30 protein-coding genes and 2 pseudogenes are annotated in these 22,715 nt (G+C 70.0%); 19 read left to right on the top strand and 13 right to left on the bottom strand.

Translation table 11 applies throughout. The annotated features are described in order from the left end of the window. Positions 1–154 precede the first annotated feature (154 nt). Entirely contained in the window at positions 155–769 is a 615-nt protein-coding gene (locus HK415_RS17075) for a substrate-binding domain-containing protein (RefSeq protein WP_171561352.1), read from the top strand. A 7-nt stretch (positions 770–776) separates the two neighbouring features. Here the strand turns inward: HK415_RS17075 and htpG are convergent, their stop codons facing one another. Continuing rightward, on the bottom strand, positions 777–2,687 hold the full coding sequence (gene htpG, locus HK415_RS17080) for a molecular chaperone HtpG (RefSeq protein ID WP_171561354.1): 1,911 nt from the start codon (positions 2,685–2,687) through the stop codon (positions 777–779). 163 nt (positions 2,688–2,850) lie between these two features. Here htpG and HK415_RS17085 point away from each other — a divergent pair, with 163 nt between their 5' ends. Then, positions 2,851–3,042, top strand: a complete 192-nt coding sequence (locus tag HK415_RS17085) for a hypothetical protein (protein WP_171561357.1) — start codon at positions 2,851–2,853, stop codon at positions 3,040–3,042. A 64-nt stretch (positions 3,043–3,106) separates the two neighbouring features. Here HK415_RS17085 and HK415_RS17090 read toward each other — a convergent pair whose 3' ends face one another. The 3 genes from HK415_RS17090 to HK415_RS17100 all read right to left on the bottom strand — a co-directional run bounded on the left by HK415_RS17090 (position 3,107) and on the right by HK415_RS17100 (position 5,566). After that, complete coding sequence (locus HK415_RS17090; protein WP_171561359.1) at positions 3,107–3,397, bottom strand: DUF4148 domain-containing protein; 291 nt, start codon at positions 3,395–3,397, stop codon at positions 3,107–3,109. Positions 3,398–3,542: 145 nt separating this feature from the next. Beyond that, a complete protein-coding gene (locus HK415_RS17095; RefSeq protein WP_171561362.1) occupies positions 3,543–4,892 on the bottom strand; it encodes a sensor histidine kinase in 1,350 nt (449 codons plus the stop codon). After that, positions 4,889–5,566: a response regulator gene (locus HK415_RS17100; protein ID WP_171561364.1), complete on the bottom strand. Its 678-nt coding sequence runs from the start codon at positions 5,564–5,566 to the stop codon at positions 4,889–4,891. The genes HK415_RS17095 and HK415_RS17100 overlap by 4 nt, the downstream gene beginning before the upstream one ends. Positions 5,567–5,896: 330 nt before the next feature. On the opposite strand from HK415_RS17100, the gene HK415_RS17105 reads away from it, so the two are divergent. The 8 genes and pseudogenes from HK415_RS17105 to HK415_RS17130 all read left to right on the top strand — a co-directional run bounded on the left by HK415_RS17105 (position 5,897) and on the right by HK415_RS17130 (position 10,885). Then, positions 5,897–6,415, top strand: coding sequence for a spore coat protein U domain-containing protein (locus HK415_RS17105; RefSeq protein ID WP_171561366.1), 519 nt, complete (start codon positions 5,897–5,899; stop codon positions 6,413–6,415). Between the two features lie 58 nt (positions 6,416–6,473). After that, entirely contained in the window at positions 6,474–6,917 is a 444-nt protein-coding gene (locus HK415_RS17110; protein ID WP_171561369.1) for a hypothetical protein, read from the top strand. Positions 6,918–7,057: 140 nt separating this feature from the next. Next, positions 7,058–7,267, top strand: a pseudogene (locus HK415_RS27210) (fimbria/pilus periplasmic chaperone); the annotation flags it as partial. A 157-nt stretch (positions 7,268–7,424) separates the two neighbouring features. Then, a complete protein-coding gene (locus HK415_RS25410) occupies positions 7,425–7,679 on the top strand; it encodes a fimbrial biogenesis chaperone (RefSeq protein WP_253261932.1) in 255 nt (84 codons plus the stop codon). A gap of 23 nt (positions 7,680–7,702) precedes the next feature. After that, positions 7,703–8,506, top strand: a complete 804-nt coding sequence (locus tag HK415_RS25415; protein WP_253261933.1) for a fimbria/pilus outer membrane usher protein — start codon at positions 7,703–7,705, stop codon at positions 8,504–8,506. Further along, a complete protein-coding gene (locus tag HK415_RS17120; protein WP_171561374.1) occupies positions 8,491–10,050 on the top strand; it encodes a fimbria/pilus outer membrane usher protein in 1,560 nt (519 codons plus the stop codon). Before HK415_RS25415 ends, HK415_RS17120 begins: the two co-directional genes overlap by 16 nt. Next, positions 10,047–10,706 carry a spore coat protein U domain-containing protein gene (locus HK415_RS17125; protein ID WP_171561376.1) on the top strand — a complete coding sequence of 220 codons (660 nt, stop codon included), beginning with the start codon at positions 10,047–10,049 and terminating at the stop codon, positions 10,704–10,706. The genes HK415_RS17120 and HK415_RS17125 overlap by 4 nt, the downstream gene beginning before the upstream one ends. Beyond that, entirely contained in the window at positions 10,703–10,885 is a 183-nt protein-coding gene (locus HK415_RS17130) for a hypothetical protein (protein WP_171561378.1), read from the top strand. Before HK415_RS17125 ends, HK415_RS17130 begins: the two co-directional genes overlap by 4 nt. Positions 10,886–10,900: 15 nt before the next feature. Here HK415_RS17130 and HK415_RS17135 read toward each other — a convergent pair whose 3' ends face one another. The 3 genes from HK415_RS17135 to HK415_RS17145 form a co-directional block, all read right to left on the bottom strand. After that, on the bottom strand, positions 10,901–11,197 hold the full coding sequence (locus tag HK415_RS17135) for a DUF805 domain-containing protein (protein ID WP_309246726.1): 297 nt from the start codon (positions 11,195–11,197) through the stop codon (positions 10,901–10,903). Positions 11,198–11,368: 171 nt separating this feature from the next. Continuing rightward, positions 11,369–12,121, bottom strand: a complete 753-nt coding sequence (locus tag HK415_RS17140; RefSeq protein ID WP_171561381.1) for a sigma-70 family RNA polymerase sigma factor — start codon at positions 12,119–12,121, stop codon at positions 11,369–11,371. A gap of 6 nt (positions 12,122–12,127) precedes the next feature. Then, positions 12,128–12,334: a hypothetical protein gene (locus tag HK415_RS17145; RefSeq protein ID WP_309246727.1), complete on the bottom strand. Its 207-nt coding sequence runs from the start codon at positions 12,332–12,334 to the stop codon at positions 12,128–12,130. Positions 12,335–12,637: 303 nt separating this feature from the next. On the opposite strand from HK415_RS17145, the gene HK415_RS17150 reads away from it, so the two are divergent. From HK415_RS17150 to HK415_RS17180, 6 genes are all read left to right on the top strand, one after another. After that, positions 12,638–13,045 (top strand): hypothetical protein, encoded by a 408-nt coding sequence (locus HK415_RS17150; protein ID WP_171561383.1) that lies wholly within the window; start codon positions 12,638–12,640, stop codon positions 13,043–13,045. A gap of 119 nt (positions 13,046–13,164) precedes the next feature. Beyond that, entirely contained in the window at positions 13,165–13,782 is a 618-nt protein-coding gene (locus HK415_RS17155; RefSeq protein WP_171561385.1) for an Ig-like domain-containing domain, read from the top strand. Between the two features lie 96 nt (positions 13,783–13,878). Continuing rightward, on the top strand, positions 13,879–14,406 hold the full coding sequence (locus tag HK415_RS17160; RefSeq protein ID WP_171561387.1) for a glycine zipper 2TM domain-containing protein: 528 nt from the start codon (positions 13,879–13,881) through the stop codon (positions 14,404–14,406). Between the two features lie 138 nt (positions 14,407–14,544). Next, a complete protein-coding gene (locus tag HK415_RS24030; protein WP_216369817.1) occupies positions 14,545–14,757 on the top strand; it encodes a hypothetical protein in 213 nt (70 codons plus the stop codon). 19 nt (positions 14,758–14,776) lie between these two features. Beyond that, positions 14,777–15,448, top strand: coding sequence for a response regulator transcription factor (locus HK415_RS17175; protein WP_171561389.1), 672 nt, complete (start codon positions 14,777–14,779; stop codon positions 15,446–15,448). Next, positions 15,445–16,779 (top strand): ATP-binding protein, encoded by a 1,335-nt coding sequence (locus HK415_RS17180; RefSeq protein ID WP_171561391.1) that lies wholly within the window; start codon positions 15,445–15,447, stop codon positions 16,777–16,779. The genes HK415_RS17175 and HK415_RS17180 overlap by 4 nt, the downstream gene beginning before the upstream one ends. Here the strand turns inward: HK415_RS17180 and HK415_RS17185 are convergent. Further along, a complete protein-coding gene (locus HK415_RS17185) occupies positions 16,726–16,953 on the bottom strand; it encodes a hypothetical protein (RefSeq protein WP_171561394.1) in 228 nt (75 codons plus the stop codon). The two genes, HK415_RS17180 and HK415_RS17185, sit on opposite strands and share 54 nt — an antisense overlap. 211 nt (positions 16,954–17,164) lie before the next feature. Here HK415_RS17185 and HK415_RS17190 point away from each other — a divergent pair, with 211 nt between their 5' ends. Next, on the top strand, positions 17,165–18,073 hold the full coding sequence (locus HK415_RS17190; RefSeq protein WP_216369818.1) for a reductase: 909 nt from the start codon (positions 17,165–17,167) through the stop codon (positions 18,071–18,073). Positions 18,074–18,154: 81 nt separating this feature from the next. Then, positions 18,155–18,448 carry a hypothetical protein gene (locus tag HK415_RS17195; RefSeq protein WP_171561396.1) on the top strand — a complete coding sequence of 98 codons (294 nt, stop codon included), beginning with the start codon at positions 18,155–18,157 and terminating at the stop codon, positions 18,446–18,448. A gap of 4 nt (positions 18,449–18,452) precedes the next feature. Here HK415_RS17195 and HK415_RS17200 read toward each other — a convergent pair whose 3' ends face one another. The 5 genes from HK415_RS17200 to HK415_RS17215 form a co-directional block, all read right to left on the bottom strand. After that, the gene (locus HK415_RS17200; protein ID WP_171561398.1) at positions 18,453–19,094 is read right to left on the bottom strand and encodes a c-type cytochrome; all 642 of its coding nucleotides are present in this window, start codon (positions 19,092–19,094) and stop codon (positions 18,453–18,455) included. An 83-nt stretch (positions 19,095–19,177) separates the two neighbouring features. Beyond that, a complete protein-coding gene (locus tag HK415_RS17205) occupies positions 19,178–20,023 on the bottom strand; it encodes an anti-sigma factor (protein WP_171561401.1) in 846 nt (281 codons plus the stop codon). Between the two features lie 10 nt (positions 20,024–20,033). Continuing rightward, complete coding sequence (locus tag HK415_RS17210) at positions 20,034–20,624, bottom strand: RNA polymerase sigma factor (protein ID WP_171561403.1); 591 nt, start codon at positions 20,622–20,624, stop codon at positions 20,034–20,036. Between the two features lie 72 nt (positions 20,625–20,696). After that, the gene (locus tag HK415_RS25420; protein WP_253261934.1) at positions 20,697–20,972 is read right to left on the bottom strand and encodes an NUDIX hydrolase; all 276 of its coding nucleotides are present in this window, start codon (positions 20,970–20,972) and stop codon (positions 20,697–20,699) included. After that, positions 20,923–21,354 (bottom strand): NUDIX domain-containing protein, encoded by a 432-nt coding sequence (locus tag HK415_RS17215; protein ID WP_253261935.1) that lies wholly within the window; start codon positions 21,352–21,354, stop codon positions 20,923–20,925. The genes HK415_RS25420 and HK415_RS17215 overlap by 50 nt, the downstream gene beginning before the upstream one ends. Positions 21,355–21,491: 137 nt before the next feature. Here HK415_RS17215 and HK415_RS25425 point away from each other — a divergent pair. Continuing rightward, a pseudogene (locus HK415_RS25425) lies at positions 21,492–22,582 on the top strand (amidase); the annotation flags it as partial. Positions 22,583–22,715 lie beyond the last annotated feature (133 nt).

Consider the following 22,715-nt stretch of genomic DNA (forward strand, 5'->3'; position numbering starts at 1 on the left):
TCCGCCTCGCTCCTGGCTGCCTTCGGCGGCCTGGTGCTGCCCGGGTGCGCCAGCCGCACGCCGCTGGCGGAGGACAAGCCCACCGTCCACATCCTGAGCGGCGGCGCCGCGATGGGCCTGGTGAACCGGCTGCAACCCGCCTTCGAGGCGCAGCATGGCTGCCGCATCTCCGGCACCTATGGCGCGGTGGGGCCTGATGCGCGAGAAGCTGCTGGCCGGCGAGCCCTGCGACCTGCTGATCCTGTCGCAAAGCCTGATCACGAACCTGGAAGGCAGCGGCCACGCCGTCGCCGCCAGCTCGCGCCCGGTGGGCCAGGTGAAGACCGGCGTGGCGCTGATGGATGGCCGTGCGCCCGTGAACATCCGCAACGAGGCCGACCTGCGCGCGCTGCTGTCCTCCGCTTCCGCGCTGTACTTCCCCGATCCCGCCAAGGCCACCGCCGGCATCCATTTCATGAAGGTGCTCAAGTCCCTGGGCCTGGACCAGGACACGGCGAAGCTGCGCGCCTTTCCGAACGGCGCCACCGCGATGGCCGCGATGGCCAAGGCCGGCGACCCGAACGCGATCGGCTGCACGCAGGTCACCGAGATCATCATCACGCCCGGCGTGAAGCTGACCGGGCTGCTGCCCCCGCCGCACGAGCTGTCGACGGTCTACACCGCCTCGGTCACGAAGGCGGCGAAGCAGGCGCAGCTGGCGCAGGCGCTGGTCGCGCGCCTGATCGCCGCCGAGCACGCGGAGACGCGCCGGATCTCCGGCTTCGTCTGACGCTGGCTCAGGCCAGCAGCGCGTTCACCCGCTTCACATAGGCTGCCGGGTCCTCCGGCAGCCCGCCTTCGGCCAGCAGCGCCTGGTCGAACAGGATGTGCGCCAGGTCGTGGAAGGCCGGCGAGCCATCCAGCTTCTTCACCAGCGGGTGCGAGGCGTTCACTTCCAGCACCGGCTTCGTCTCGGGCGCCTTCTGCCCGGCCTGCTTGAGCAGGCGCGCCAGCTGCAGGCTCATGCCGCCATCGCTCACCACCAGGCAGGCCGGTGAATCGACCAGCCGCGTGGTGACGCGCACGTCCTGCGCCTTGTCCTTCAGCGCTTCCTTCAGCTTGGCAAGCACCGGCTTGAAGGACTCGGCGGCTTCTTCCGCGGCCTTCTTCTCGGCCTCGTCCTGCAGCTTGCCCAGGTCCACCTGGCCCTTGGCCACCGACTGCAGCGGCGTGCCCTCGAACTCGTTCAGGTACGACAGCGCCCACTCGTCGACGCGGTCCGTCATGTACAGGACCTCGATGCCCTTCTTGCGGAAGATCTCCAGCTGCGGGCTGTTGGCGGCCGCGGCCTGGGTGTCGCCGGTGATGTAGTAGATCGCGTCCTGGCCTTCCTTCATCCGCGCCTTGTAGTCGGCCAGCGAGACGGCGACCGTGTCGCTGGCCGTGGATGCGAAGCGCAGCAGCTTCGCGATGCGCTCGCGGTTGGCCGCATCCTCGCCCAGGCCTTCCTTGAGCACGGCTCCGAACTCGCCGTAGAACTTCGCGAAGCGGCCCTTGTCCTCCTCGCCCGCGCCTTCCTCGCGCTCGGCCTTCGCCAGGTCCTCCAGCATGGACAGCACGCGGCGCGTGTTGCCCTCGCGGATCGCCTTCACGTCGCGGCTTTCCTGCAGCAGCTCGCGGCTGACATTCAGCGGCAGGTCGGCGGAGTCCACCACGCCCTTGACGAAGCGCAGGTAGGCCGGCAGCAGCGCTTCCGCGTCGTCCATGATGAACACGCGCTTGACATAGAGCTTCACGCCCGCGGCCTTCTCGCGGTTCCACAGGTCGAAGGGCGCGTGCGAGGGGATGAAGAGCAGCTGCGTGTATTCGGTGCTGCCTTCCACCCGGTTGTGGCTCCAGGCGAGCGGGTCCTCGTAGTCGTGGCTGACCGACTTGTAGAACTCCCGGTACTGCTCCGGCGTGATGTCCTTCTTGGGCCTCGCCCACAGCGCGGTCGCCTGGTTGACGGTCTCCCATTCCTCGGAGAGCAGGTGTTCGCCGGGCTTGCCGTCCTCGCCTTCCTTCCACTCCTCCTTGCGCATCAGGATGGGCAGCGCGATATGGTCGGAGTAGCGGCCGATGATGGACTTGAGCTTCCAGCTGGAAAGGTAGTCCAGTGCGTCCTCGCGCAGGTGCAGCGTGACGCTGGTGCCGCGTTGCGCGCGCGTGATCGTCTCGACCTCGAAGTCGCCGGCGCCGCCGCTCACCCAGCGCACGCCCTCTTCCGGCTTCAGCCCCGCGCGGCGCGACTCGACGGTGATCCTGTCGGCCACGATGAAGCCCGAATAGAAGCCGACGCCGAACTGCCCGATCAGCTGCGCGTCCGCCTTCTGGTCGCCCGACAGCCTGTTCATGAACTCGCGGGTGCCGCTCTTGGCGATGGTGCCCAGGTTGTCGATGGCTTCCTGCTGCGACAGGCCGATGCCGGTGTCGGCGATCGTGAGGGTGCGCGCGTCCTTGTCGAAGGAGACGCGCACCTCCAGCTTGGGCGCGTCCTCGTACAGGCCGGGCTGGTGCAGGGCTTCGAAACGCAGCTTGTCGCAGGCGTCCGAGGCGTTGGAGATCAGCTCGCGCAGGAAGATCTCCTTGTTGGAATACAGGGAGTGGGTGACGAGGTGCAGCAGCTGCGCGACCTCGGCCTGGAAGGAGAGGGTCTGTTTCTGGCTCATGGCGTTGGGTGGGAATGCGGCGCTCACGAGCTAGGGGCAACCCGTGAACTTTTCAAGGCGGCTGATGCTACTGCACCCCGACGTGAATTTTTCGACGTTTCCCGCCGAGTATCGGCGCCCGGCGGCTCGGAAGTCGTGCAACGAGTGGTTACAGTGCATTCCTATGAGGATCGAGCTGCCTTCCACTTCCTGGGCCGACACGGTGCAGCGCGCCGAGGACGACGCGCACACGCTGACCGTGGCCACGCAACCCGCCACCGAGTGGCTGGGTGGCTCCTGGCGTGCCGAGCCGCAGCAGGCGCTGCGCACGCAGGTCAGCGAAGCGGAGCCGGTGTTCGTCACGATCACCTTCTGAAACCCGCCTCTCCATGAAAAAAGGGCTGCAGTCGCAGCCCTTTTTCATTGCGGCGCGTGCCGCTTCAGAAGCTCAGTTCGCCCGAGGGGATCTTGCCCAGGCGCAGCGCCTCGACCGCTTCGGCACGCACTTGCTGGACCTGCAGCGAGGACTTCAGCGGCGCGGCGACGCGCGAGCCGGCCGGCTCGATGCTGCGGGTGCGCGACACCTGCGCGGCTTCGGCCATCACTTCGGCGCGGGTGCGCTGGCCTTCGAACTTGATGACGTACTGCGACGCATCGGCATCGTCGGCGCGGGCGACGCCGGTGGCGGAAGCGGCGATGGCCAGGGTGGCGAGCAGGAACTTGGCATTCATGGCAGTGACCTTTCAGTGAGTGGTGGAGGCATTCATCGGTGGCGGCGGGAGGCTTCTTCTTTTCCCCCGCGACCACCGTGATCTCACTGTAGGCAGCGCTCTTTAGGCGAGGCTTAGCGCTTTCTTAGCCAGGGATTAGCGCGCCTCACGCGGCCGCCTCGATGCGCGCGATCAGGCCGCTGCGGTCCTGGCGGTTGCGCAGCGTGAGCAGCAGGCCCGAGCGCTGCGCGGCCGCCTGCGCGATCGCCAGGCCGAGGCCGCTGCCGTTGACGCCGTTGCCCGGCACGCGGAAGAAGCGGTCGAACACGCGCGGCAGCATCTCCTGCGGGATGCCCGGTCCGGTGTCCACCACCTCCACGGCGACGCGGCCCTGGTCCTGCAGCAGGCGCACGTCGACCACGCCGCCTTCGGGCGTGTAGCGCAGGGCGTTCTCGATCAGGTTGTCCAGCAGGCTGCGCAGGTCGCCGGCGGCGCAATGCAGCGGGATCGGCGCGTTCTGCTCGTTGCCGACGAACCCCAGGTCGATGCCGCGCTGGTCGGCCAGGCCGATCAGCGTGTTCATGCTCTCGCGCAGCTGCGTGCGCAGGTCCACGATGGCGGGCCCGTCGGCACCGGCGGCCTCCTGCCGCGACAGGCGCAGCAGCTGGTCCACCAGGCGCTGCGCGCGCCGCACGCCGGCCTCGAGCTGGCCGAAGCGGTCGGCGGCCTCGACGCAGTTGACATGCTGGCGCATGTTCTCCACCTGCAGGCCGATGGCTGCGATCGGCGTGCGCAGTTCGTGCGCGGCGTCCTGCACGAAGCGCCGTTGCGTCGCGAAGGCGTCGCGCAGCCGCCGCAGCAGGCTGTTGAAGGACTGCACCAGCGGCTCGATCTCGCTCGGGATGTTCTTCACCGACAGCTCGGAGATGGTGTGCTCGTCCTGCTGCGCGGCCTGGCGGCCGATGTCCTGCAGCGCACGCGACATCGCGCGCGCCACGCACCACAGGGCGAACATCGACAGCGGGATCAGCAGCAGGATGGGCGCGATCGCCGCGCCGGCGCGCTCCGCGGCGAGCTTGGCGCGGAAGCCCTCGCTCTGCACCACCTGCACGGCCTGGCTGCCCGGCTGGTAGGCCGGCAGGGTGTACACCCGCCAGCTGCGGCCGTCCTGCTCCACGTCGTGGAAGCCGGGCGTGGCCTGCAGGCCGAGCTTCAGCTCCGGCCAGGTCGTCACCTTGGGGGCGCCGCCGACGTCGTAGGTCTGCACGACGTAGGCACCCCACTTGAAGACGCGTTCGGCGTCGAGCGACGCCGGCTGCGCGCCGCGGTTGTCGGACAGCGCAGTGGCCAGCTGCTGCATCTGTTCGTCCATGAACATGTTGACCATGCGCGAGAACGACCAGTAGGAGACGACCGCGCCGATGGTGCCCACCGCCAGGAACAGCGGCACCAGCCAGAGCATCAGCGCGCGCCGGATCGAGCACATCGGCCCGTTGGGGAAGACCTGCCATTTCATGATGCGACTCCCATCGTGCCGCCGGTCACGCGCCAGCCCAGCCCGCGCACGTTGCGGATGGTGTCGGGACCGAGCTTGCGCCGCATGCCGTGGATCAAGACGTCGACGGCGTTGCTGCTCACCTCTTCGCCCCAGCCGTAGATGCGGTTCTCCAGCTGCTCGCGCGAGAGGATCGCGCCCGGGCGCTCCAGCAGTGCGTGCAGCAGCGCGAATTCGCGTGCGGAGAGCTGGGCCCGTTCGCCCTGCACCAGCACTTCGCGGGTGGTCAGGTCCAGCTGCACGGCCGCATTGCCGATCAGCGAGTGGGCACTGCCGTCGCGGCGGCGGATCACGGCGCGCATGCGCGCCAGCAGCTCGCGCATCTCGTAGGGCTTGAGCAGGTAGTCGTCGGCGCCGAGGTCCAGGTTCTCCACGCGGTCGTCCAGGCCGTCGCGCGCGGTCAGCACCAGCACCGGCGTGGCGTCGCCGCGGCTGCGGGCATGGCGCAGCACTTCCACGCCATCGCGCTTGGGCAGGCCGAGATCGAGCAGCACGCAGGCGTAGTCGCCGTCCGCCCAGGCGCTCTGCGCCAGCAGTCCGTCCTTGACCCAGTCGACCGACCAGCCCTGCGCGGACAGCGCCTCGCGCAGGCTGTGCCCGATCATTTCGTCGTCTTCCACCAACAGCACACGCATAGACGCCCTCCAGCGGCGAGGCCTGAAGCTTAGGAGACCAGTCTTATCCCTGCGTTAGGTGGGGCGCTGCAACAGTCCGCAGAGCCGTTCGTCCAACGAGGGTTTACCCGCCCGTCCCCGTACCCTTGCCGTTCATCGCCGCCACGCCCTCCGGAAGAGGCATGAATGTGACAAAACGTGTATCCGGCATCCGCTCGTCCTTGTAAGTCTTTGATTTAGCTGACGCGGCACGTTGCAAGACGTTACTTATCCACCTACATTCCTAACCACGGTAGGGGAGATGCCTAACCGCCACTAGCCACCTCGTTAACTTTAAAGGAGTCGTTGGAAATGAAAAAACTGAGCCTGATCGCCGCCGCCCTGGTCCTTGCCAGCTCCGGCGCCTCCGCTGCCAGCGTGAGCGACAGCTTCGACGTGTCCGTCACGCTCACCAGCGCCTGCTCGGTGACGACCGCCGCTGCCGACATCGCGATGACGTACACCGCTTTCGCCCTGGTCGCGTCCACGGGCAGCGCCAACACGACCTTCTCGTGCACCCGCGGCCTGACGCCCACCTTCCAGTTTGACACCGCGGCAGCCGGCGCCACCTCTTCCGCCGCCGACGGCACCGTCGGCAACACGATCACCAGCGAAGGCGTGCTCAAGGGCCTGCTGTACACGCTGTCGGCCACCGTGCCCACCAAGTCCGCGGGTACCGCGGCCAGCGCCGGTGCCGGCGGCACCGGTGGCAGCATCGGCACGGCCGACACCTACTCGCTGACGATCAACGCCGCCATCCCGGCCGGCCAGGCGGGCAGCGGCGCGTCCGGCGCTGCCAACCAGGCGCGCACGCTGATCATCACGTACTGAGCATTGAAACCGGCGCCTCCACGAGAAATGCTCGCGGGGCGCCTCGCGCCAGGCCACCATGACCTCACCAAGCTCCTTCCTCCAGCGCCAGCCGCCGCTGCTGCGCGCCGCCCTCGCGGCGGCCGCTGCGGGGCTGTGCCTGGTGGCGGATCCGGCGACGGCGGGGCAGGCGGGAGCGAACTTCCAGATCAGTGTGACGCTGATGCCCTCCGGCTCCAACAGCTGCACGACGGCCACCGGCACCAATGCGCCGCAGGTGACCTGCCGGCCCACGGTGGTCGGCACGCCGACGACGGGCACGGGCAACCGGCCGGCCGGATCGACCGTCCTGGCCCCGCGGCAGCGCGAACCGGCGCTGCGGGTGGCCGGCGAGATGGTCGAAATCAACGAAGAAAACCACTACGCGTGGGCCGAGAGCAACTACTTCGCGCTCGGTGAATACTCTTCGCGGCTGATCGTGGCCGGACGCATCGAATACGTCGAGTTGACGGTCTCCTGGTGAGTTAAGCTGTCCAGCTGCTCCCACCTCGAGTCCCCGCGATGAAGCATTCCATCCAAGCGGCCCTCCTGCTGGCCGCAGCCGCCGCCTGCACCCTGCCGGCCGGCGCCGCCCAGTTCACCATCACGCCCGTGCGCATCTTCATGACGCCCCGCGACCGCGCGGTGGCCGTCACGGTGACCAACGACAGCGACGACGAGGTCGTGATGCAGGCGGACCTGTACAGCTGGAAGCAGAAGCCGGACGGCACGGACGACCTGGCGCTCACGGAGGACCTGATCCTCACGCCCCCGATCCTGAAGCTCGCGCCGCGCGCGCGGCAGGTGGTGCGGCTGGCGCGTCTTTCGCCGCCGCCTGCCGGCGTGCAGCAGACCTACCGCCTGATCATGCGCGAAGTCCCCGAAGCCCGCAGCAGCGACAAGCTGCGCTGCAGGTGGCGCTGGCCTTCTCGCTGCCGGTCTTCATCAGCCCGCCGGGGTCAAGCGCGACCTGCAATGCGGCCTGGAACGCGTGGCGGCCGACACGGTGCGCGCCGTGTGCACGAACGCGGGCAACGCATACGCGCAGATCCGCGCGATCGAGGTGCTCGACGCGCGCGGCATCAAGGTCGCGGCGCGGGAATCGGGCGGCTACCTGCTGCCTTCCATCAAGCGGTCCTTCGAGCTCAAGGGGTCGGAGGGAAGGATCGCCGCCGGCAGCGTCAAGCTCCAGGTTGCCCTCGACGACGGCAGCCTGCAGGCTTTCGACGCGACCTTGCCACAATGATCCGGCCCAGGGCATGCACCATCATGGCGGCTGTCCTCCTGCAAGCGGCCCTGGCCACCGGAACATTCGCCCAGACCACGCGACCTGACACGCCCGCGGGCGCCCTGCCGGTCCAGGACCGGATCGTGCCCCTGGAGGCCACCGTCAACGGCGCGCGCGCCGGCGGCTGGCCCTTCGTCGAGCGCGAAGGCAACCTGTACGTGGGAGCCGATGCGATCGAGGAGTGGCGCCTCCGCATGCCGGGCGACCTGCCGCCGATCCGCGTGCGCGGCGCGCAGTTCTATCCGCTGGCCGCCTTCCCCGGCTACAACGCGCGCGTGAACTACACCACCTTGACGGTGGAACTGACCTTCTCGCCCGACGCCTTCACCGGCACGCGCCTGACCATGGAACGCGAACTGCAGCGGCCCAAGCCGAGCGCCGTGCTGCCCAGCGTCTTCGTCAACTACGACCTGAACTACCAGCGCTCGGCCACCCGCGGCAACCTGACGGCCACCGACGTCGGCGCGCTGCTGGAGCTGGGCGCATCCAGCGAGCTGGGCGTGTTCACCACCAGCGAAGTGGGCCGCAACCTGACCCGCGGCGTTCCGGGGCAGCCGCGCGAGTGGCTGCGGCTGGAATCGACCTTCACCCGCAACTTCCCCGAACGGAACCTGTCGCTGCGCCTGGGCGACAGCAGCACCCGCGTCGGCCTGTGGGGACGCAACGTGTACTACGGCGGCTTCCAGCTGGGGACCAACTTCGCGCTCTCCCCGGCTTCCTCACGCAGCCCCTGCCGCTGCTGGCGGGCGTCTCCTCCGCCCCTTCCACCGTGGAGCTGTACGTGAACGACGTGCTGCGCAAGGTCTCGCAGGTGCCCACGGGCCCTTTCGTGGTGGACAACAACCTGGGCCTCACCGGCAGCGGCGAGGCGCGCCTGGTCGTGCGCGACGTGCTGGGCCGTGAAGTGGTGATCGTGCAGCCCTTCTTCACCAGCGCCCAGCTGCTCGCCCCGGGGCTCAACGACTGGAGCGTCGAAGCCGGCTACCTGCGCGAGAACCTCGGACTGACCAACGCCGACTATGGCCAGCGCTTCGCCAGCGGCACCTGGCGGCGCGGCGTGACCGACCTGGTGACGCTGGAGGGCCGCGCCGAATGGACGCGTGCGCAGCGCACGGCCGGCGCCGGCGCCATCGTCGCCCTGCCGGGCGATTACCTGGTACGGGGCACCGTCGCGCGCAGCATGCACGACCGCGTGGGCGACGGCGCCTTCGCCCTGCTGGGCATGGAGCGGCAATGGGTGCACACGGCGCTCACGATGCAGCTGCTCGGCGCCTCGCGAGGCTACCGCGAGCTCGGGACCAACGAGCTGCAGCTGCCCACGCGGCGCCAGCTCGCCGCCAACCTCACGCACCACATGGGCAACAGTTCCATGGGCGTCGGCTTCGCCCGCATCGACCGCTACGACGCAGCCGCCGTGACCACCGTGAGCCTCAACCTGGGGCACCGCTTCGACAAGGCCGCCTCGCTCAACGCCAACCTGAGCAAGGTGCTCGGGCAGTCGAACGGCACCTCCTTCGGCGTGACGCTGCAGGTGCCGCTGGAGAACAACCGCTTCGCTTCCGCCTCCTACAGCACCCGCGGCGGCGTGCACGACTTCTATGCCACGGCGGCGGAATTCTCCGGCGAGCGCAGCCCAGTCGGCTGGCGCGTGCTGGGCGGCCGCCTCAACCGCGAGGAACACGGCGAGGCCGGTGTCGAATACTCCGGGCAGTACGGCCGCGTGTATTCGGACGTGAGCGCCTCGCCGTCCCAGCACTCGCTGCGGCTGGGCGCATCGGGCGGCATGGCGGCGGCGGCCAGCCGCGTCTTCTTCACCCGCCGGCTGGACCAGAGCTTCGCGGTGGCCGAGCTCAAGGGCTATCCGGGCATCGGCGTCGGCCTGGGCTCCAACACGCTCGCGACCACGGACGCGGGCGGCGTGGCCTTCATCCCCTTCCTGAGCGCCTACCAGGCCAACCAGGTGCGGCTGAACGCGCAGGACCTTCCGATCAGCGTGGACCTCGACTCCATCGAGCGCACGGTGGTGCCGTCCTGGCGCAGCGCGGTGAAGGTGGACTTCCCGGTGCGCGGCGGCCGCGCCGCGGTGGTGAAGATCCACCAGGAAGACGGCGAGCCGGTGCCCGCGGGCGCCGTGGTGCACGTGCGCGGCCAGCAGGAGGACGTCTTCGTGGGCCGCCGCGGGGAAGCCTTCGTGCCCGGCCTGCAGCCGGCCAACGAGGTCGAAGTGCGCTGGCGCGGTTCCGTTTGCGCGTTCACCCTCGCGCTGCCGCCCGCCGCGAACGACGAGATCCTGCGCCTGGGGCCGGTCACCTGCCGGAGGAACCGATGAAGACCTGCTGGACCCGCCTGCTGTTCGCGCTGCTGATGCTGCTGGCCTTGCCGGGCGCGCGCGCGGCCATCACCTGCACCATCGGCACGCCCGGGGTGTCGATCAACTACGTCAACGGCACGACCATGAGCGTGCAGACCTACTTCACGGTCAGCTGCACGCGCACCAGCACGGGCGACCCGAACAACGTCAACTACGACGTGCAGGCGGACAACGGCCTGTATCCCAACGGCCAGAACAACAATGCCAAGCTCGGCACCGCGACCCTGCGCTACGACGTCTTCACCAGTGCCGCGTGCAACAACACCTGGAAAGGCAATCGCAAGATCAGCGACTCGATTTCCTGGACGGGCAATGCAACCGGCACCATCACCAAGCAGACCGCCTACTGGGCCTGCATCGTCACCCCGGCGACGGCGACCACGGCCGGCACCTATACCGACAGCGTCGGCCTGACGATGACCTACGGCGCGGCCAGCAGCGTGGCCCTCGGGACGATGTCGGTTGCCATCTACGCGCCGGCCCTGTGCACGATGGTGACGCCCGCCGCCAACCTGAACCTCACTTATGCGGCCTTCGGCCCGCAGGTGTCGCAGAGCACCAGCTTCGCCGTCACCTGCACCAGCGGCATGCCCTACACGTGGCGACCGACGTGACCGACAACGTGATCACGGGCCTGCGCTACTCGCTGGTCCTGAGCGCGAATGCGGGCAACGGCACCGGGGCGCCGCAGACCTACGGCATCACGGCCACCTTCCCGGCGGGCCAGGCCGGCACCTGCGCCGGCGCCATCTGCAACGCGACCCAGGCGCACACGCTGACCATCACATACTGAGGGCGCAGCGGAGGATCAGACCGCGCCGGGCGGGACGGCCGTGGTGACGTCCGTGGCGGCGGCCGGGCCTTCGCCGTATTCGTTGGCCGCGCCGCTGGGCTGCACCAGGAAGTAGATCAGCACGGCCCAGCCCAGGAAGGGAATGAGCCACAGCAGCTGGAACCAGCCGCTCTTGCCGATGTCGTGCATGCGGCGCGCGCCCACGGCCAGGGAGGGCAGCAGCAGCGCCAGGTTGACCAGCATGCCGATGATGGCCAGCCCCAGGATGTTGAAGACCATGCCGACCGCGAAGCAGGCCAGCGCGAACACCACCAGTACTCGGAGCGGCCGGCACGCCCGTTGAAGTCGGCGTACTTGTCGCGAACGCAGCGGATGACGGATTGCTTGAAGTCCATGATTCCCTTCCTCTGTGTAATGGCGTCGTGATGATACGGAGAGGGGTGCGGAACGCAAGGAAAGGGGCCCGGCACCATGGCGGGAGCGCTACAAGTTGGCATCCCAGTCGGATCGGTCACGAACCGCGGCGCGCAGGTGCAGCAAGGCCTGCTTGTGGATCTGGGAAATCCGGCCCTTGGTGAGCCGCAGGCTGGCCGCGATCTCGTCGAAGGGCATTTCCTGCAGGTAGTGGTTGCGGATCACGGTGCGCTCCTGCGGCGCCAGCGCGTCGACGGCGCGCAGCAGGCGCTCGCGCGCCTGGCGCAGCGCGTGGCTCTGGTAGAACGGGATGGCCGTGGCGGCTTCCGTGTTCTCGATCATCGCCGTTCCATCGAGCATCCAGCACAGCGCCAGGCCGATGCCGACGTCCGACACGAAGCGCATCAGCTGCTCGGGCTGCTGCGGTGCCGCTCCGCCGGCTTCCTGCGCCAGCGATTTCAGGTCCTGCATCCGGTCGGCGCGCAGGCGCTGGCGCGCCGCGATCTGCTGCTGCTTCTCGGTCAGCCTCTCCAGCCCGTTGAGGATCGCTCCGTGCATGCGCCGCGCCGCGAAGGTCCGGAACTGCACGCCGCGCGCCGGGTCGTAGCGGTCCATCGCCTCCAGCAATCCGACCGAGGCGTATTGAAGGTAATCGCCGAACTCGATCTCATCGTGGAAACGGCGCGAGTAGTACGAAGCCGCCACCACCTTCGCATAAGGCATGTGCATGGCCAGCAGCGCATCGCGCGCGCCGGTGTCCGCGCCGTCACGCAGCCGCTTCCACAGCGCGCTTTCCTGAATGGCCGCTACGACGGTGCCCATGCGCGTTCAATGGAAGGAGCCGACCAGGGCCTTCAGCACCAGCGACCAGCCGTCCACCAGCACGAACATCAGCACCTTGAGCGGAAGGGCGACAGTGGTCGGAGGCATCATGACGAGCCCCACCAGCATGGTGATCCCCAGGATCGGCAGGCACACCAGCAGTCCCGTCCAGAACAGGTCCGCGGTCATCTTCAATGCGAGGTCGCTGTGCACAGGGGCTCCGGCAAGAGGTGGGAGCAAACTGTGCGCCGGGCTCGGGGAACTGTTTAGTGCTGCGCGTCACAGCTTCCGGATCCAATCGAACCTCATCCGAATGAGGGTCGGATCGCGTGCCAGGAATCTGCATTTCATTCAGCGCCCATTCACCGACCCGCTCGCAAACTCACCTCCACGTTCAACCAACCTGTGTGAGGTGACCCATGAAATCCACTCTCCGTTCCAAGATCGCCGCCGCCGCGATGCTGCTGGTGCCCGTGGGCGCCATGCTGGCCGTGACGCCCGCCTCCGCCGAACACCGTGACGGCTATTCCGACCGCGGCCACGGCTACGGCCACGACCGCGATCGCTTCCGGCGACAACCGCGCCCCGCGCATCTTCGACGTGACGCCGGACCACGGCGAGCAGGTCAGCGAGCGTGGCTGGACGCGCATCTCCGCCCGCTTCTTCGACCGTGGCACCGGCGTGGCCGCCGTCAGCCTGCGCGTGGACGGCCGCGACGTGACCAGCCATGCCCGCGTGGACGGCGACGACATCCGCTACGCCGAGAACCTGCGCCCGGGCCGCCACTTCGCGGAACTGGTGGTGCGTGACCACGCCGGCAACACCTCGCGCCGCGCCTGGGTGTTCGACGTGGCCAACGACGTGCGCAACCACGGCTACGGCTACGGCCGCGACGGCGGCTACGGCCAGCCGCAGCGCTGGTAAGCCGGGCTGGCCGGGCGGGTGGGCCCCGCCCGGCCGCCGATCTGCGTTCCATTCAGGCTGCGTTCACCCTCCCGGGCGCAAACTGGTTTCCATCGCAATCCGACCTTCCAGAGGTGCACATGAAATCCACTCTCCGTTCCCAGCTCGCCACCGCCGCGATGCTCCTCGTTCCGGTGGGCGCCATGTTCACCGCCGCGCCCGTGGCTGCCGGCCCCTTCCTGCAGGGCGTCATCGCGGAGGTCGCCGCCGAGAACCAGCGCCGCGGCGAGGCGGGCGCGCAGCTCGCGCCAGCCGGCGGCGATGGCTATGACGCCCGCGGCAGCTACTACGGCCGTGACGGCTACTACGGCCGCGACGGCTACGCGCGCGACAACCGCGCCCCGCAGATCGTGTCCTTGTCCCCTGCCAACGGCGGCCGCGTGGACGACCGCGGCCGCACGCAGATCGCGGCCCGCTTCGACGAGCGCGGCAGCGGCATCGCAGCCGTCACCCTGCGCGTGGACGGCCGCGACGTGAGCCACCGCACCCGCGTGGACGCCAACGAGATCCGCTACGCGGAGAACCTGCAGCCCGGCCGCCACGTTGCCGAACTGGTGGTGCGTGACCGCGCCGGCAACACCACCCGCCGCAACTGGAGCTTCGACGTGGTGGACCATTACCGCGGCCGCGGCAACGCCTACGGGCGGGACCAGGGCTACGGCTACGACCGCGACGACGGCTACGGCCGCCGTTGGTGAACGCGCGAAGTTGAACGGACGTTCACGTCCGTTCAGCAAGCGTTCACCCGGTCCCGCCTAAGCTCCTCAGTACAACGACCACCCAGGAGTCTTTCAATGAAACGCATCGCCCTTCTCGCCCTCCTCGCCACCGGCACCGTCGCCGTGCAGGCGCAGACCTTCGTGGACCGCGCCCGCGTGCAGGACGTGCAGCCGCAGTACGAGACCGTGCAGGTCCCGCGCCAGGAGTGCACCAGCCAGATCGTGCAGGAAGCGCAACCGGTCGCCGGCGAGCGCGGCTACGGCGGCGCCATCATCGGCGGCGTGGCCGGCGGCATCCTGGGCAACCAGGTCGGCAAGGGCCACGGCCGCGAGGCGGCCACCGCCGCCGGTGCCGTGATCGGTGCCATCGCGGGCGACCGCATCTCCAACAACCAGCCCCAGGGCTACGTGAGCGCGCCGCGCGAAGTGCGCAGCTGCCGCACCGTGCACGACGTGCAGCAGCAGCTGACCGGCTACCGCGTGACCTACGAGTACCACGGCCAGCAATACACCACCGTCACGCGCGAGCAGCCGGGCCGCAGCCTGCCCGTTCGCGTGTCCGTCACGCCGCTGGAAGAGCGGGAGTACGATCGCCGTCGTTGACAGAGAGGAAGCCGCCCGCCGTGAACACCCCCGCAAGCTCCTGTGCGCCATGCTGCTCGCGCTGGCCGGCCTGCCCGCCTCGGCGGCCGGCTCCCGCGACGAAGCCGCGGCCGTGGCCCAGCGCGAGACGGGGGCCGCGTGCTGGCGGTGGACCAGGCCGACGCGGGCGGCCGCCCGGTCTGGCGCGTGAAGGTGGTCACCCCGCGCGGTGAAGTCCGCGTCATCCTGGTGGAAGTGACCGGCGGGCGCGACGATCGTGGCCGCGGCCGGGGCGGCGACAACTTCGACGGCCGTGGCCGTGACGACGGCGATGGCCGCGGTCGTGGCCGCCGTGGCGGCCGCGACTTCTGAGCACGGAGCCCGGGCCGCCATGCGCCTCCTCGTGATCGAAGACGACGCCGCGCTGCGCCTGGGCCTGGCCCTGCAGCTGGAAAAGGAAGGCTACCGCGTCGACCAGGCCAAGGACGGCGAGGAAGGCCTGTTCCTGGCCCGCGAATATCCCTTCGACCTGGCGATCGTGGACCTGGGCCTGCCCAAGGTCAGCGGCCTGACCATCGTGCAGCGGCTGCGCCAGGAGGGCAAGACCATGCCCCTGCTGATCCTTACCGCGCGCAGCAGCTGGCAGGACAAGGTGAGCGGCCTGGAAGCCGGCGCCGACGACTACCTGACCAAGCCCTTCGAATACCCCGAGTTGGCCGCGCGCGTGAAGGCGCTGCTGCGCCGCTCCATGAAGGCGGCCAGCGAGGTGATGTCCTTCGGGCCCGTCACCATCGATTTCTCCTCGCAGTCCGTCAAGCTCGATGGCGAGCCGCTGGAGCTCACGGCCTTCGAATACCGCATGCTCGAATTCCTGGTGCGCGAACGCGCGCGCATCGTGCCCAAGCAGGAACTGTCGGACTACCTCTACCCGCACGGGGAGGACCGCGACAGCAACGTGCTGGAGGTGCTGATGGGGCGGCTGCGGCGCAAGCTGGATCCCGACGGCAAGCTCACGCCCATCGAGACGGTGCGCGGGCGGGGCTACCGCTTCACCCTCGGATGACGCCCGGATACTCGATCCGGGCCCGTCTCCTCCTCGGCGCCGCGCTGGTGCTGGTGGCCTTCATGGCCGGCGCCGGCTTCGCCGTGCAGCGCGCCCACGCGGACAGCGTGCGGGCCGTGCACTTCGGCCGCCTGCAAAGCACCATCTACCTGCTGCTCGCGCGTGCGGAGCTCGACGACGCGGGCGCGCTGGTCATGCCCTTCGGCTTCGCCGAGCCGCGGCTGTCGCTGCCGCAGTCGGGGCTGTACGCCAGCATCTGGAACGTCAACCGCAACGAGCAGTGGCGCTCGCCCTCCACGCTGAACATCGACCCGCCGTTCCGGCGCCAGGGCGTGGAGACCGGCCGCTGGCGCAACGAGGTGATCGAGGGCAAGGACCGCTCCTTCCTGGCCGTGAGCTACGGCGTGAACTGGGCGGCCGGCAAGAGCCAGGCGCCGCTGGTGCTGTCGGTGGTGGAGGACCGCTTCGAGTTCGACCGAGAGGTGGCGGTGTTCGCGCGCACGCTGTGGCTTTGGCTGGGCGGCGCGGGCCTGCTGCTGCTGCTCGGGCAGCTGCTGCTGCTCGGGTGGGGCCTGGCACCCTTGCGCCGGGTGGCCGCGGAAGTCGGCCGCATCGAGAGCGGCGCGCAGGAGCGCATCGAGGGCCGCTATCCCACCGAGATCCTGCCGCTCACCGACAACCTCAACACGCTGATCCAGCAGGAGCGGGTGCGGCAGGGCCGCTACAAGGAGGCCCTGAGCTTCCTGGCCCACAGCCTGAAGACGCCGCTGGCGGTGCTGCGCAATGCGCTCAACGATCCGGCGCAGCTGCCATCGGCGGTGCGAGAGCAGGTGGCGCGCATGGACGACATCGTGCAGCACCAGCTCGGACGCGCGCGCGCCGGCGGCGCCACCCGCTTCGCCCCGCCCGTGCTGATCGCTCCCGTGCTGGATCGCGTGCGCGATGCGCTGGTGAAGGTCTATGCGGAGAAGGGCCTGGCCATCACGACCGAGTGCCAGCCGGACCTGAGCTGGCGCATCGACGAAGGCGACCTGTTCGAGATGCTGGGCAACGTGATGGACAACGCCGCGAAGTGGGCGAAGTCACGCGTGGTCGCGCGCGCCTCGCGCGAAGGCGGCAAGCTGGTGATGCGGGTCGAGGACGACGGGCCGGGCTTCTCCGACACCGAGTCGGTGCTGCAGATCCACGTGCGCGGCGACGAGCGCGTGCCGGGCCACGGCGTGGGGCTGGCGGTGGTGAACGACCTGGTGGGCAGCCACCATGGCCAGCTGAAGCTCTCAGCGTCCGTGTTCGGCGGCGCACGCGTGGACATCGTGTTGCCCGCGCCCTGAGGCGGGCGGCTTGCTGAACACGACCTCGCCGCTGGCCACGTGCACGACCTCGATCACGGCGCCCGGGGCGGTGCTGCTCTTGGCGGCCAGGGTGATCGCGGCGCAGCGATCCTCCACCAGCACTTCCTGCTCGCCGGGACGGCGGCACAGGATCCCCACATCGGCGCGCTGCACTGCACGCGGTAGCCGCGGGGTGCATCGCAGGCGCCTCCCCTTCCTGCAGCTTGCAGGTCTTCATCTTTGTCTCCCCACTTCCACTGCCTGGGATGCGGAGGATTGGCGAGCGGAGATGCCTTTGGTGTAGGACGAATCCGTCAAACAGGCCTGCGGCAGCGATTCCTGACATGCATCAAACTGGCGTGACCGCCAATGCGCAGGAGACGCAATGTCCGACCAGGCTATCCCCTACATGGAGCGAACGCACGCGTGGTACCGGGCGCTCGGCTACGGTGATCCTTACCGCTACGCGCACTTCGAGGACGTGCCCTTCCAGCCCCTGGCGAAGCCGCTGCGCGACTGCCTCCTCACCCTCGTCACCACCGCGGCGCCCTACCAGCCCGGCAAGGGGCCGCAGGGGCCCGGCGCGCCGTACAACGCCGCCGCGAAGTTCTTCGTGCCGTATGCGGGCGACACCGCGCAGGACCACGACCTGCGCATCGCGCACGTCGCCATCGACCGCAAGCACACGTCGATGGAGGACAGCAGCAGCTGGTTCCCGCTGCCGCTGATGCGGCGCTGGGCGGGCGAAGGGCGCTTCCGGCTGGCGCCGCGTTTCCACGGCGCGCCGACCAACCGGAGCCAGCGCCACACGCTGGAGGTGGACATCCCGCTGATCCTGCAACGCTGCCGGGAAGACGGTGCCGACGCCGCCGTCCTGGTTGCCAACTGCCCGGTGTGCCACCAGACCCTGGCGCTCACCGCCCGCGCGCTGGAGGCCGCCGGTATCGCCACCGTGCTCATGGGCTGCGCGCGCGACATCGCCGAGCATGTCGGCGTGCCGCGCCTGCTGTTCTCCGATTTCCCCCTGGGCAATGCGGCCGGCAAGCCGCACGACGCCGCCTCCCAGGAGGCGACGCTCGCCCTGGCGCTGGAACTGCTGGCGTCGGCCAGGCAGCCCCGCACGACTGTCGCTTCCCCCAGCGCTGGAGCGATTCACCGGACTGGAAGCTCGATTACTGCAATGTGGAACGGGCCAGCCCCGGGGAGCTCGCCCGCCTGCGGGCGGAGTTCGACGCCGGCAAGGAAACGGCGCGGGCGCTCCGGCCCCCGGTTCCCCCTCTTGACTCAGCCGTAAGCCGCTCCAGAATGTGACAAACGGTGTCGCGTAGCCGATATGCGGCAAGCGCGTCCTGGAGGTTGTGAAATGTTGAACTGGTTGAAACGCCCGGCCGGTGGGCAAGTCGCGAAGCCGGTGCGGGCCCAGGGGGCTCGTCACCCGCGGCCCGCCCCGCGGCAGGAACTGGAGGCCGCGCCCGCCGCCCTGCCGGAGGTGGTCGCCGAAGGCAACACACAGGCGGACTGGAGCGCCTGGGAAGATTCCATGATGGTCCTGGACAGCCAGTTCCAGGCCCTGGATCCGGGCGCCCGCATCCAGGTGCGCGACACGCGCCCCAGCCAGCTCGACGAGCTCGATCCCTTCGCCGGCGTGGCGTCGCGGCGCCAGCGCTGAAGCCTCAGCGCAGCGAGCCGATGTAGGCCGACAGGGCGCGGATCTCCTGGTCGGTCAGGGCCTTGGTGGCCTTGAACATCCGGTCCTCGGAGCGATCCTTGTTCTCCCGGTAGCGGCGCAGGCTCATGTCCAGGTAGCTGGGGTGCTGGCCGGCGATGCGCGAATTGCGCTCGCTGCCGCCGCCGGCCACGCCGTGGCAGCGCTTGCAGGCGTCCTCGTACAGCGTCTTGCCGGTGGCGGCGAGCGAAGGGTCGGAGACCTTGAAGCTGGCCGGTTCCTGGTTCGTGTAATAGACGGCGACGGCGAAGCGTTCGTCGTTCGACATCGCCTTGACCAGGCCTTCCATGAAGAAGTTGCCGCGGCGGCGGCCGTCGTGGAACTTGTTCAGCTGGTTCAGCACGTAGACCGTGTTCTGGCCCGCCAGGTTCGGCACTTCCGGCAGCACGCTGTGGCCCGCGGGGCCGTGGCAGTTGGCGCAGAAGGTCGCGAGCTTGGCGCCGTGCTTGTAGGCCTGCTCCATCAGCCTGGGGTCCTGCCGGGCGGCGACCACCTTGTCCTGGGCCCACTGCGGCAGCACCAGCAAGGGATTGGACGCGGGCGGCGTCGCGGGGCTGGCCGCGGGGGCGGCGGTGGCAGGCGCCGCCACGGGAGTCGCGGTCTGCGCCCACGGGGCAAGGCTGGCAGCGCCCAGGACTGCAAGGACGGCGATACGGGCTAGGACTGGAACTTTCATGGTTCCATGATGCAGAGCCATACGCAAGTTGCATTGAGAAACATCAAGTGGCCTGCCGAAGCGTTTTGCCGCCGGTCCGCGGCCAGCGGTTCGCGCGGCAAAGCAGCACTTCGCCGCGCATCAGGTGGTCGGAACGAACGCCCCTTGAACAACACCGGGCCGGTCGGCCCGCCGCCCGCGGGCGCGCCGCCCCGGGGTTCCAGGCTGATGGCCAGCGCCGGCACCTGCCGCAACTGGCCCTCGCCCGCATGGAGGTGGACGACGGTGCCGCCACCCACGACGCCCAGCGACCGTGGCGCCGCGCCGGGCGGCAGGGCCCACAACTCCAGCGAGTGGCCCGGCGCCTCCTGGTAGCTGCCCAGGCGCTTGAGGATCAGCGTGCCGTGGCGCGCGTCGAAACTCACCAGCATGGCCGGCGCCGCGCGGTCGTCGTGCAGCATGGCGACGTAGCGGATCTCGGGCGTCGCACTCATCTGCGACACCTGCGCGCCGGTGTAGGCCGCCAGCGTGAAGGCGACGATCGCGGCGAAGCCGCCGGCCAGCGCCGCGCCGCGCCAGAAGCCGAGGGAGCCGCGGCCCTTCGCGGGCGCAGCCGCGCGCGCGTCGTCCTCCTGCCGCAGCTGGATCGCGATGCGCTTCCAGACGTTGGGGCCGGGCGCTTCGCGCGCCTGCAGTTCGGTCATGGCGGACAGGCGCTCCTGCCACACCAGCGCGCCGGCGCGCAGCGTGGGGTTCTGCCGGGCGATCGCCTCGAAGCGGCGGCGCGCGCCACCGCGAAGCGTGCCCAGCGCATAGGAGGCGGCCAGCCGGTCGGCGAGTTCGGGATGTCGGGTCAGGTTCATGGCGGCGTCCTCAGGCGAAGCGCGACATGCAGCCGCGCAGCTGCTCCAGGCCGCGGCGGATCCAGGTCTTGACGGTGCCCAGCGGCAGCTTCAGCTGCGTGGCCAGCTCGCCGTGGCTCAGGTCGCGCAGATAGGCCAGGCTCAGGACCTCGCGCTGGCGCGACTCCAGCTTGCGCAGGCATTCGTGCAGCGCCCAGGCCGTCTCGCTGGCCTGGTGCGTGTCCAGCGGGTTGGGACTGTCGCCGGCCACCCCCTCCTCGAAGGCGCTGTCGATTTCCACCGTCACGTCGGCCCGCTCGCTGGTGCGGCGGCGCAGGAAGTCGATGGCCCGGCTGCGCACGATCATCCCCAGCCAGGCCATGGGCGGGCTGAGCGTGGTGCGGTAGCTTTCCGCCGAGCGCCAGACCTGCAGGTAGGCTTCCTGCAGCACGTCCTCGGCCCAGTCGCGCTTGCCCACCACGCGCAGCGCCAGCCCATAGAGCTTGCGCGAGGTCAGCTCGTACAGGGTGCGGCAGGCCTCCTCCCGCTGCGCGAAGGGCAGCGCGCGGGCCGCCATGCGGTCCAGGAGGGCGATGAGTTGCGGGTCGTCGGACGGGTCCATGACCTGAAGCTACGCGACCAGCCGGCGAACGGATTCAAACCCGTCAGGCAGGAAAGGGATTGGCGGCGGCGCTCAGCGGCGCGCGAACAGCGGCTGGTCGAAGTGCGCCACCCGCGTCAGGCGGCCTGCGATGCACAGCTCGCGGAACTGGTAGAGCACGGCGGCCGTGGGCGCGGAGATCCAGGTGCGGCCCACGGGCATGCGCAGGATCTGCCGGCCGGCGTCTTCCGAGGGCTCCAGCAGCGGCGAGTCCGCCCGCATGAACTCCGTGACCGGGATGCGGTGCACGCTCGCCACTTCACCGGGGTTGGGCACCAGCTTGCGGGCGGCGCCGGCCCAGACCACCACCGGGGTGATCACGAAGCCGGAACGGCTGACGTAGTCGTCCAGCGTGCCCAGCACCTCGGCGGGGGCGATGCGCAGGCCGACTTCCTCTTCCAGCTCGCGCAGCGGCGGCCTCCGGCGTCTCGTCCTCGTCGATCAGGCCGCCGGGCAGCGCCCACTGGCCGGCGTGCGAGCTCAGGGTGAGCGCGCGGCGCGTGAGCAGCAAGGCGGCGTCGCCGCTCCAGCCGGCCGGCTGCGCGATGCCCTCCACTTCGGCGCCCGTGCCTTCCTCGACCAGCGCGACGGCCACGGCGGCGGCGCGCTGCGGGCCGTGCGGCGCGCGTTGCACCGGCAGCGTCCGCAAGTTGTCCATCACCCGCTCCCGCAGGCCCTCGTCCAGCAGCATGGCCCATTCTGCACCGCGTCGCTGGCGGCCGGGGCGCGGGCCTGCCATCATGGCGGCCTCATTCCGCAGGCGGGGACGGCATGGACCTGGGCACGGTGGCGCGCGGCAGCACGGTGGAGATCGCGGCGGCGGTGCGCATGGGCGCGGTGTCGGCCACCGACGTGGTGCGCGCCTGCCTGGAGCGCATCGAGCGGCTGGAGCCGCGCTTCAACACCTTCGTCACCGTCACCGCGGATGAAGCGCTGGCCGCTGCCGGGCGGGTAGATGCGATCGTGGCCGCGGGCGGCGACCCCGGTCGGCTGGCCGGCGTGCCGGTGAGCGTGAAGGACCTGATCGCGATGAAGGGGGTGCGCCAGACCTTCGGCTCGCTGCTGCTGGCGGACAACGTCGCGCAGCACGACGCGCCCGCCGTCGAACGGCTGCGCGCCGCGGGCGCCTGCATCGTCGGCAAGTCCACCACCAGCGAGCTCGGCTCCAAGGGAGTGGGCGATTCGCCGCTCACCGGCATCACGCGCAATCCCTGGGACCCGGGCCGCACGCCCGGCGGGTCGAGCTCCGGGGCAGCCGCAGGCGTGGCCGCGGGCATCGTGCCGGTGGCGCTGGCCACCGACGGCAGTGGCTCGATCCGCATACCCGCCAGCTTCTGCGGCCTGTTCGGCATCAAGGCGCGCTTCGGCCGCGTGCCGGTGTGGCCGCCTGCCGCGACCCCATGCTGGCGCACGTCGGGCCGATCACGCGCACGGTGCGCGATGCGGCGCTGATGCTGTCCGTGATCGCCGGCCACGACCCGCGCGACCCCAACGCGGTGCCGGCACCGGTGCCGGATTTCAGCGGCAGCCTGGACGCCGGTATCGCCGGGCTGCGCATCGGCTGGTGCCCGTCCTTCGGCTACGGCCGCGCCGATGCGCAGGTGCTGGCACGCTGCGCGGAGGCCGCGCTGGCACTCGCGGCGCACGGCGCGCAGGTGGAGGAGGTGCCGCCGCCCTTCGCGCGCGATCCGGGTCCGGCATGGAACCACATGTTCTACGGCCGCATCGCGCAGCGGCTGGCGGAGCTCGCGCCGACACCGGAGCGCATGGCGCTGGTGAACCGCGCCCTGCGGGAAGCGGCGGCGCACGAGCAATCGGCGGCAGCGCTCGATGATGCGCAGGCCGAGGCCCTGCGGATGCAGGTACTGGCCGAAGCGCAGGACCTGTTCCGCCGGGTCGACGTCCTGCTCACGCCCACGCTGCCCGTCACCGCCCTGCCGGTGGAAGTGGACGTGCCCCGGGCCACGCCGGCCGCAATGCGGTCGACTGGTCCTGGTTCACCTATCCCTTCAACCTCACCGGACACCCGGCTGCCTCCTTCCCGGTCGGCAA

It is taken from the genome of Ramlibacter montanisoli, from assembly GCF_013087525.1.
Lineage (GTDB): Bacteria > Pseudomonadota > Gammaproteobacteria > Burkholderiales > Burkholderiaceae_C > Ramlibacter > Ramlibacter montanisoli.

Bases quoted from the DNA above. Each gene is read 5' to 3' on its own strand.
- HK415_RS17075 (WP_171561352.1), top strand. From the start codon at position 155: ATGGCTGCCGCATCTCCGGCACCTATGGCGCGGTGGGGCCTGATGCGC.
- htpG (WP_171561354.1), bottom strand. From the start codon at position 2,687: ATGAGCCAGAAACAGACCCTCTCCTTCCAGGCCGAGGTCGCGCAGCTG.
- HK415_RS17085 (WP_171561357.1), top strand. From the start codon at position 2,851: ATGAGGATCGAGCTGCCTTCCACTTCCTGGGCCGACACGGTGCAGCGC.
- HK415_RS17090 (WP_171561359.1), bottom strand. From the start codon at position 3,397: ATGAATGCCAAGTTCCTGCTCGCCACCCTGGCCATCGCCGCTTCCGCC.
- HK415_RS17095 (WP_171561362.1), bottom strand. From the start codon at position 4,892: ATGAAATGGCAGGTCTTCCCCAACGGGCCGATGTGCTCGATCCGGCGC.
- HK415_RS17100 (WP_171561364.1), bottom strand. From the start codon at position 5,566: ATGCGTGTGCTGTTGGTGGAAGACGACGAAATGATCGGGCACAGCCTG.
- HK415_RS17105 (WP_171561366.1), top strand. From the start codon at position 5,897: ATGAAAAAACTGAGCCTGATCGCCGCCGCCCTGGTCCTTGCCAGCTCC.
- HK415_RS17110 (WP_171561369.1), top strand. From the start codon at position 6,474: ATGACCTCACCAAGCTCCTTCCTCCAGCGCCAGCCGCCGCTGCTGCGC.
- HK415_RS25415 (WP_253261933.1), top strand. From the start codon at position 7,703: ATGGCGGCTGTCCTCCTGCAAGCGGCCCTGGCCACCGGAACATTCGCC.
- HK415_RS17125 (WP_171561376.1), top strand. From the start codon at position 10,047: ATGAAGACCTGCTGGACCCGCCTGCTGTTCGCGCTGCTGATGCTGCTG.
- HK415_RS17140 (WP_171561381.1), bottom strand. From the start codon at position 12,121: ATGGGCACCGTCGTAGCGGCCATTCAGGAAAGCGCGCTGTGGAAGCGG.
- HK415_RS17155 (WP_171561385.1), top strand. From the start codon at position 13,165: ATGAAATCCACTCTCCGTTCCCAGCTCGCCACCGCCGCGATGCTCCTC.
- HK415_RS17160 (WP_171561387.1), top strand. From the start codon at position 13,879: ATGAAACGCATCGCCCTTCTCGCCCTCCTCGCCACCGGCACCGTCGCC.
- HK415_RS17175 (WP_171561389.1), top strand. From the start codon at position 14,777: ATGCGCCTCCTCGTGATCGAAGACGACGCCGCGCTGCGCCTGGGCCTG.
- HK415_RS17180 (WP_171561391.1), top strand. From the start codon at position 15,445: ATGACGCCCGGATACTCGATCCGGGCCCGTCTCCTCCTCGGCGCCGCG.
- HK415_RS17190 (WP_216369818.1), top strand. From the start codon at position 17,165: ATGTCCGACCAGGCTATCCCCTACATGGAGCGAACGCACGCGTGGTAC.
- HK415_RS17205 (WP_171561401.1), bottom strand. From the start codon at position 20,023: ATGAACCTGACCCGACATCCCGAACTCGCCGACCGGCTGGCCGCCTCC.
- HK415_RS17210 (WP_171561403.1), bottom strand. From the start codon at position 20,624: ATGGACCCGTCCGACGACCCGCAACTCATCGCCCTCCTGGACCGCATG.
- HK415_RS17215 (WP_253261935.1), bottom strand. From the start codon at position 21,354: ATGCTGCTGGACGAGGGCCTGCGGGAGCGGGTGATGGACAACTTGCGG.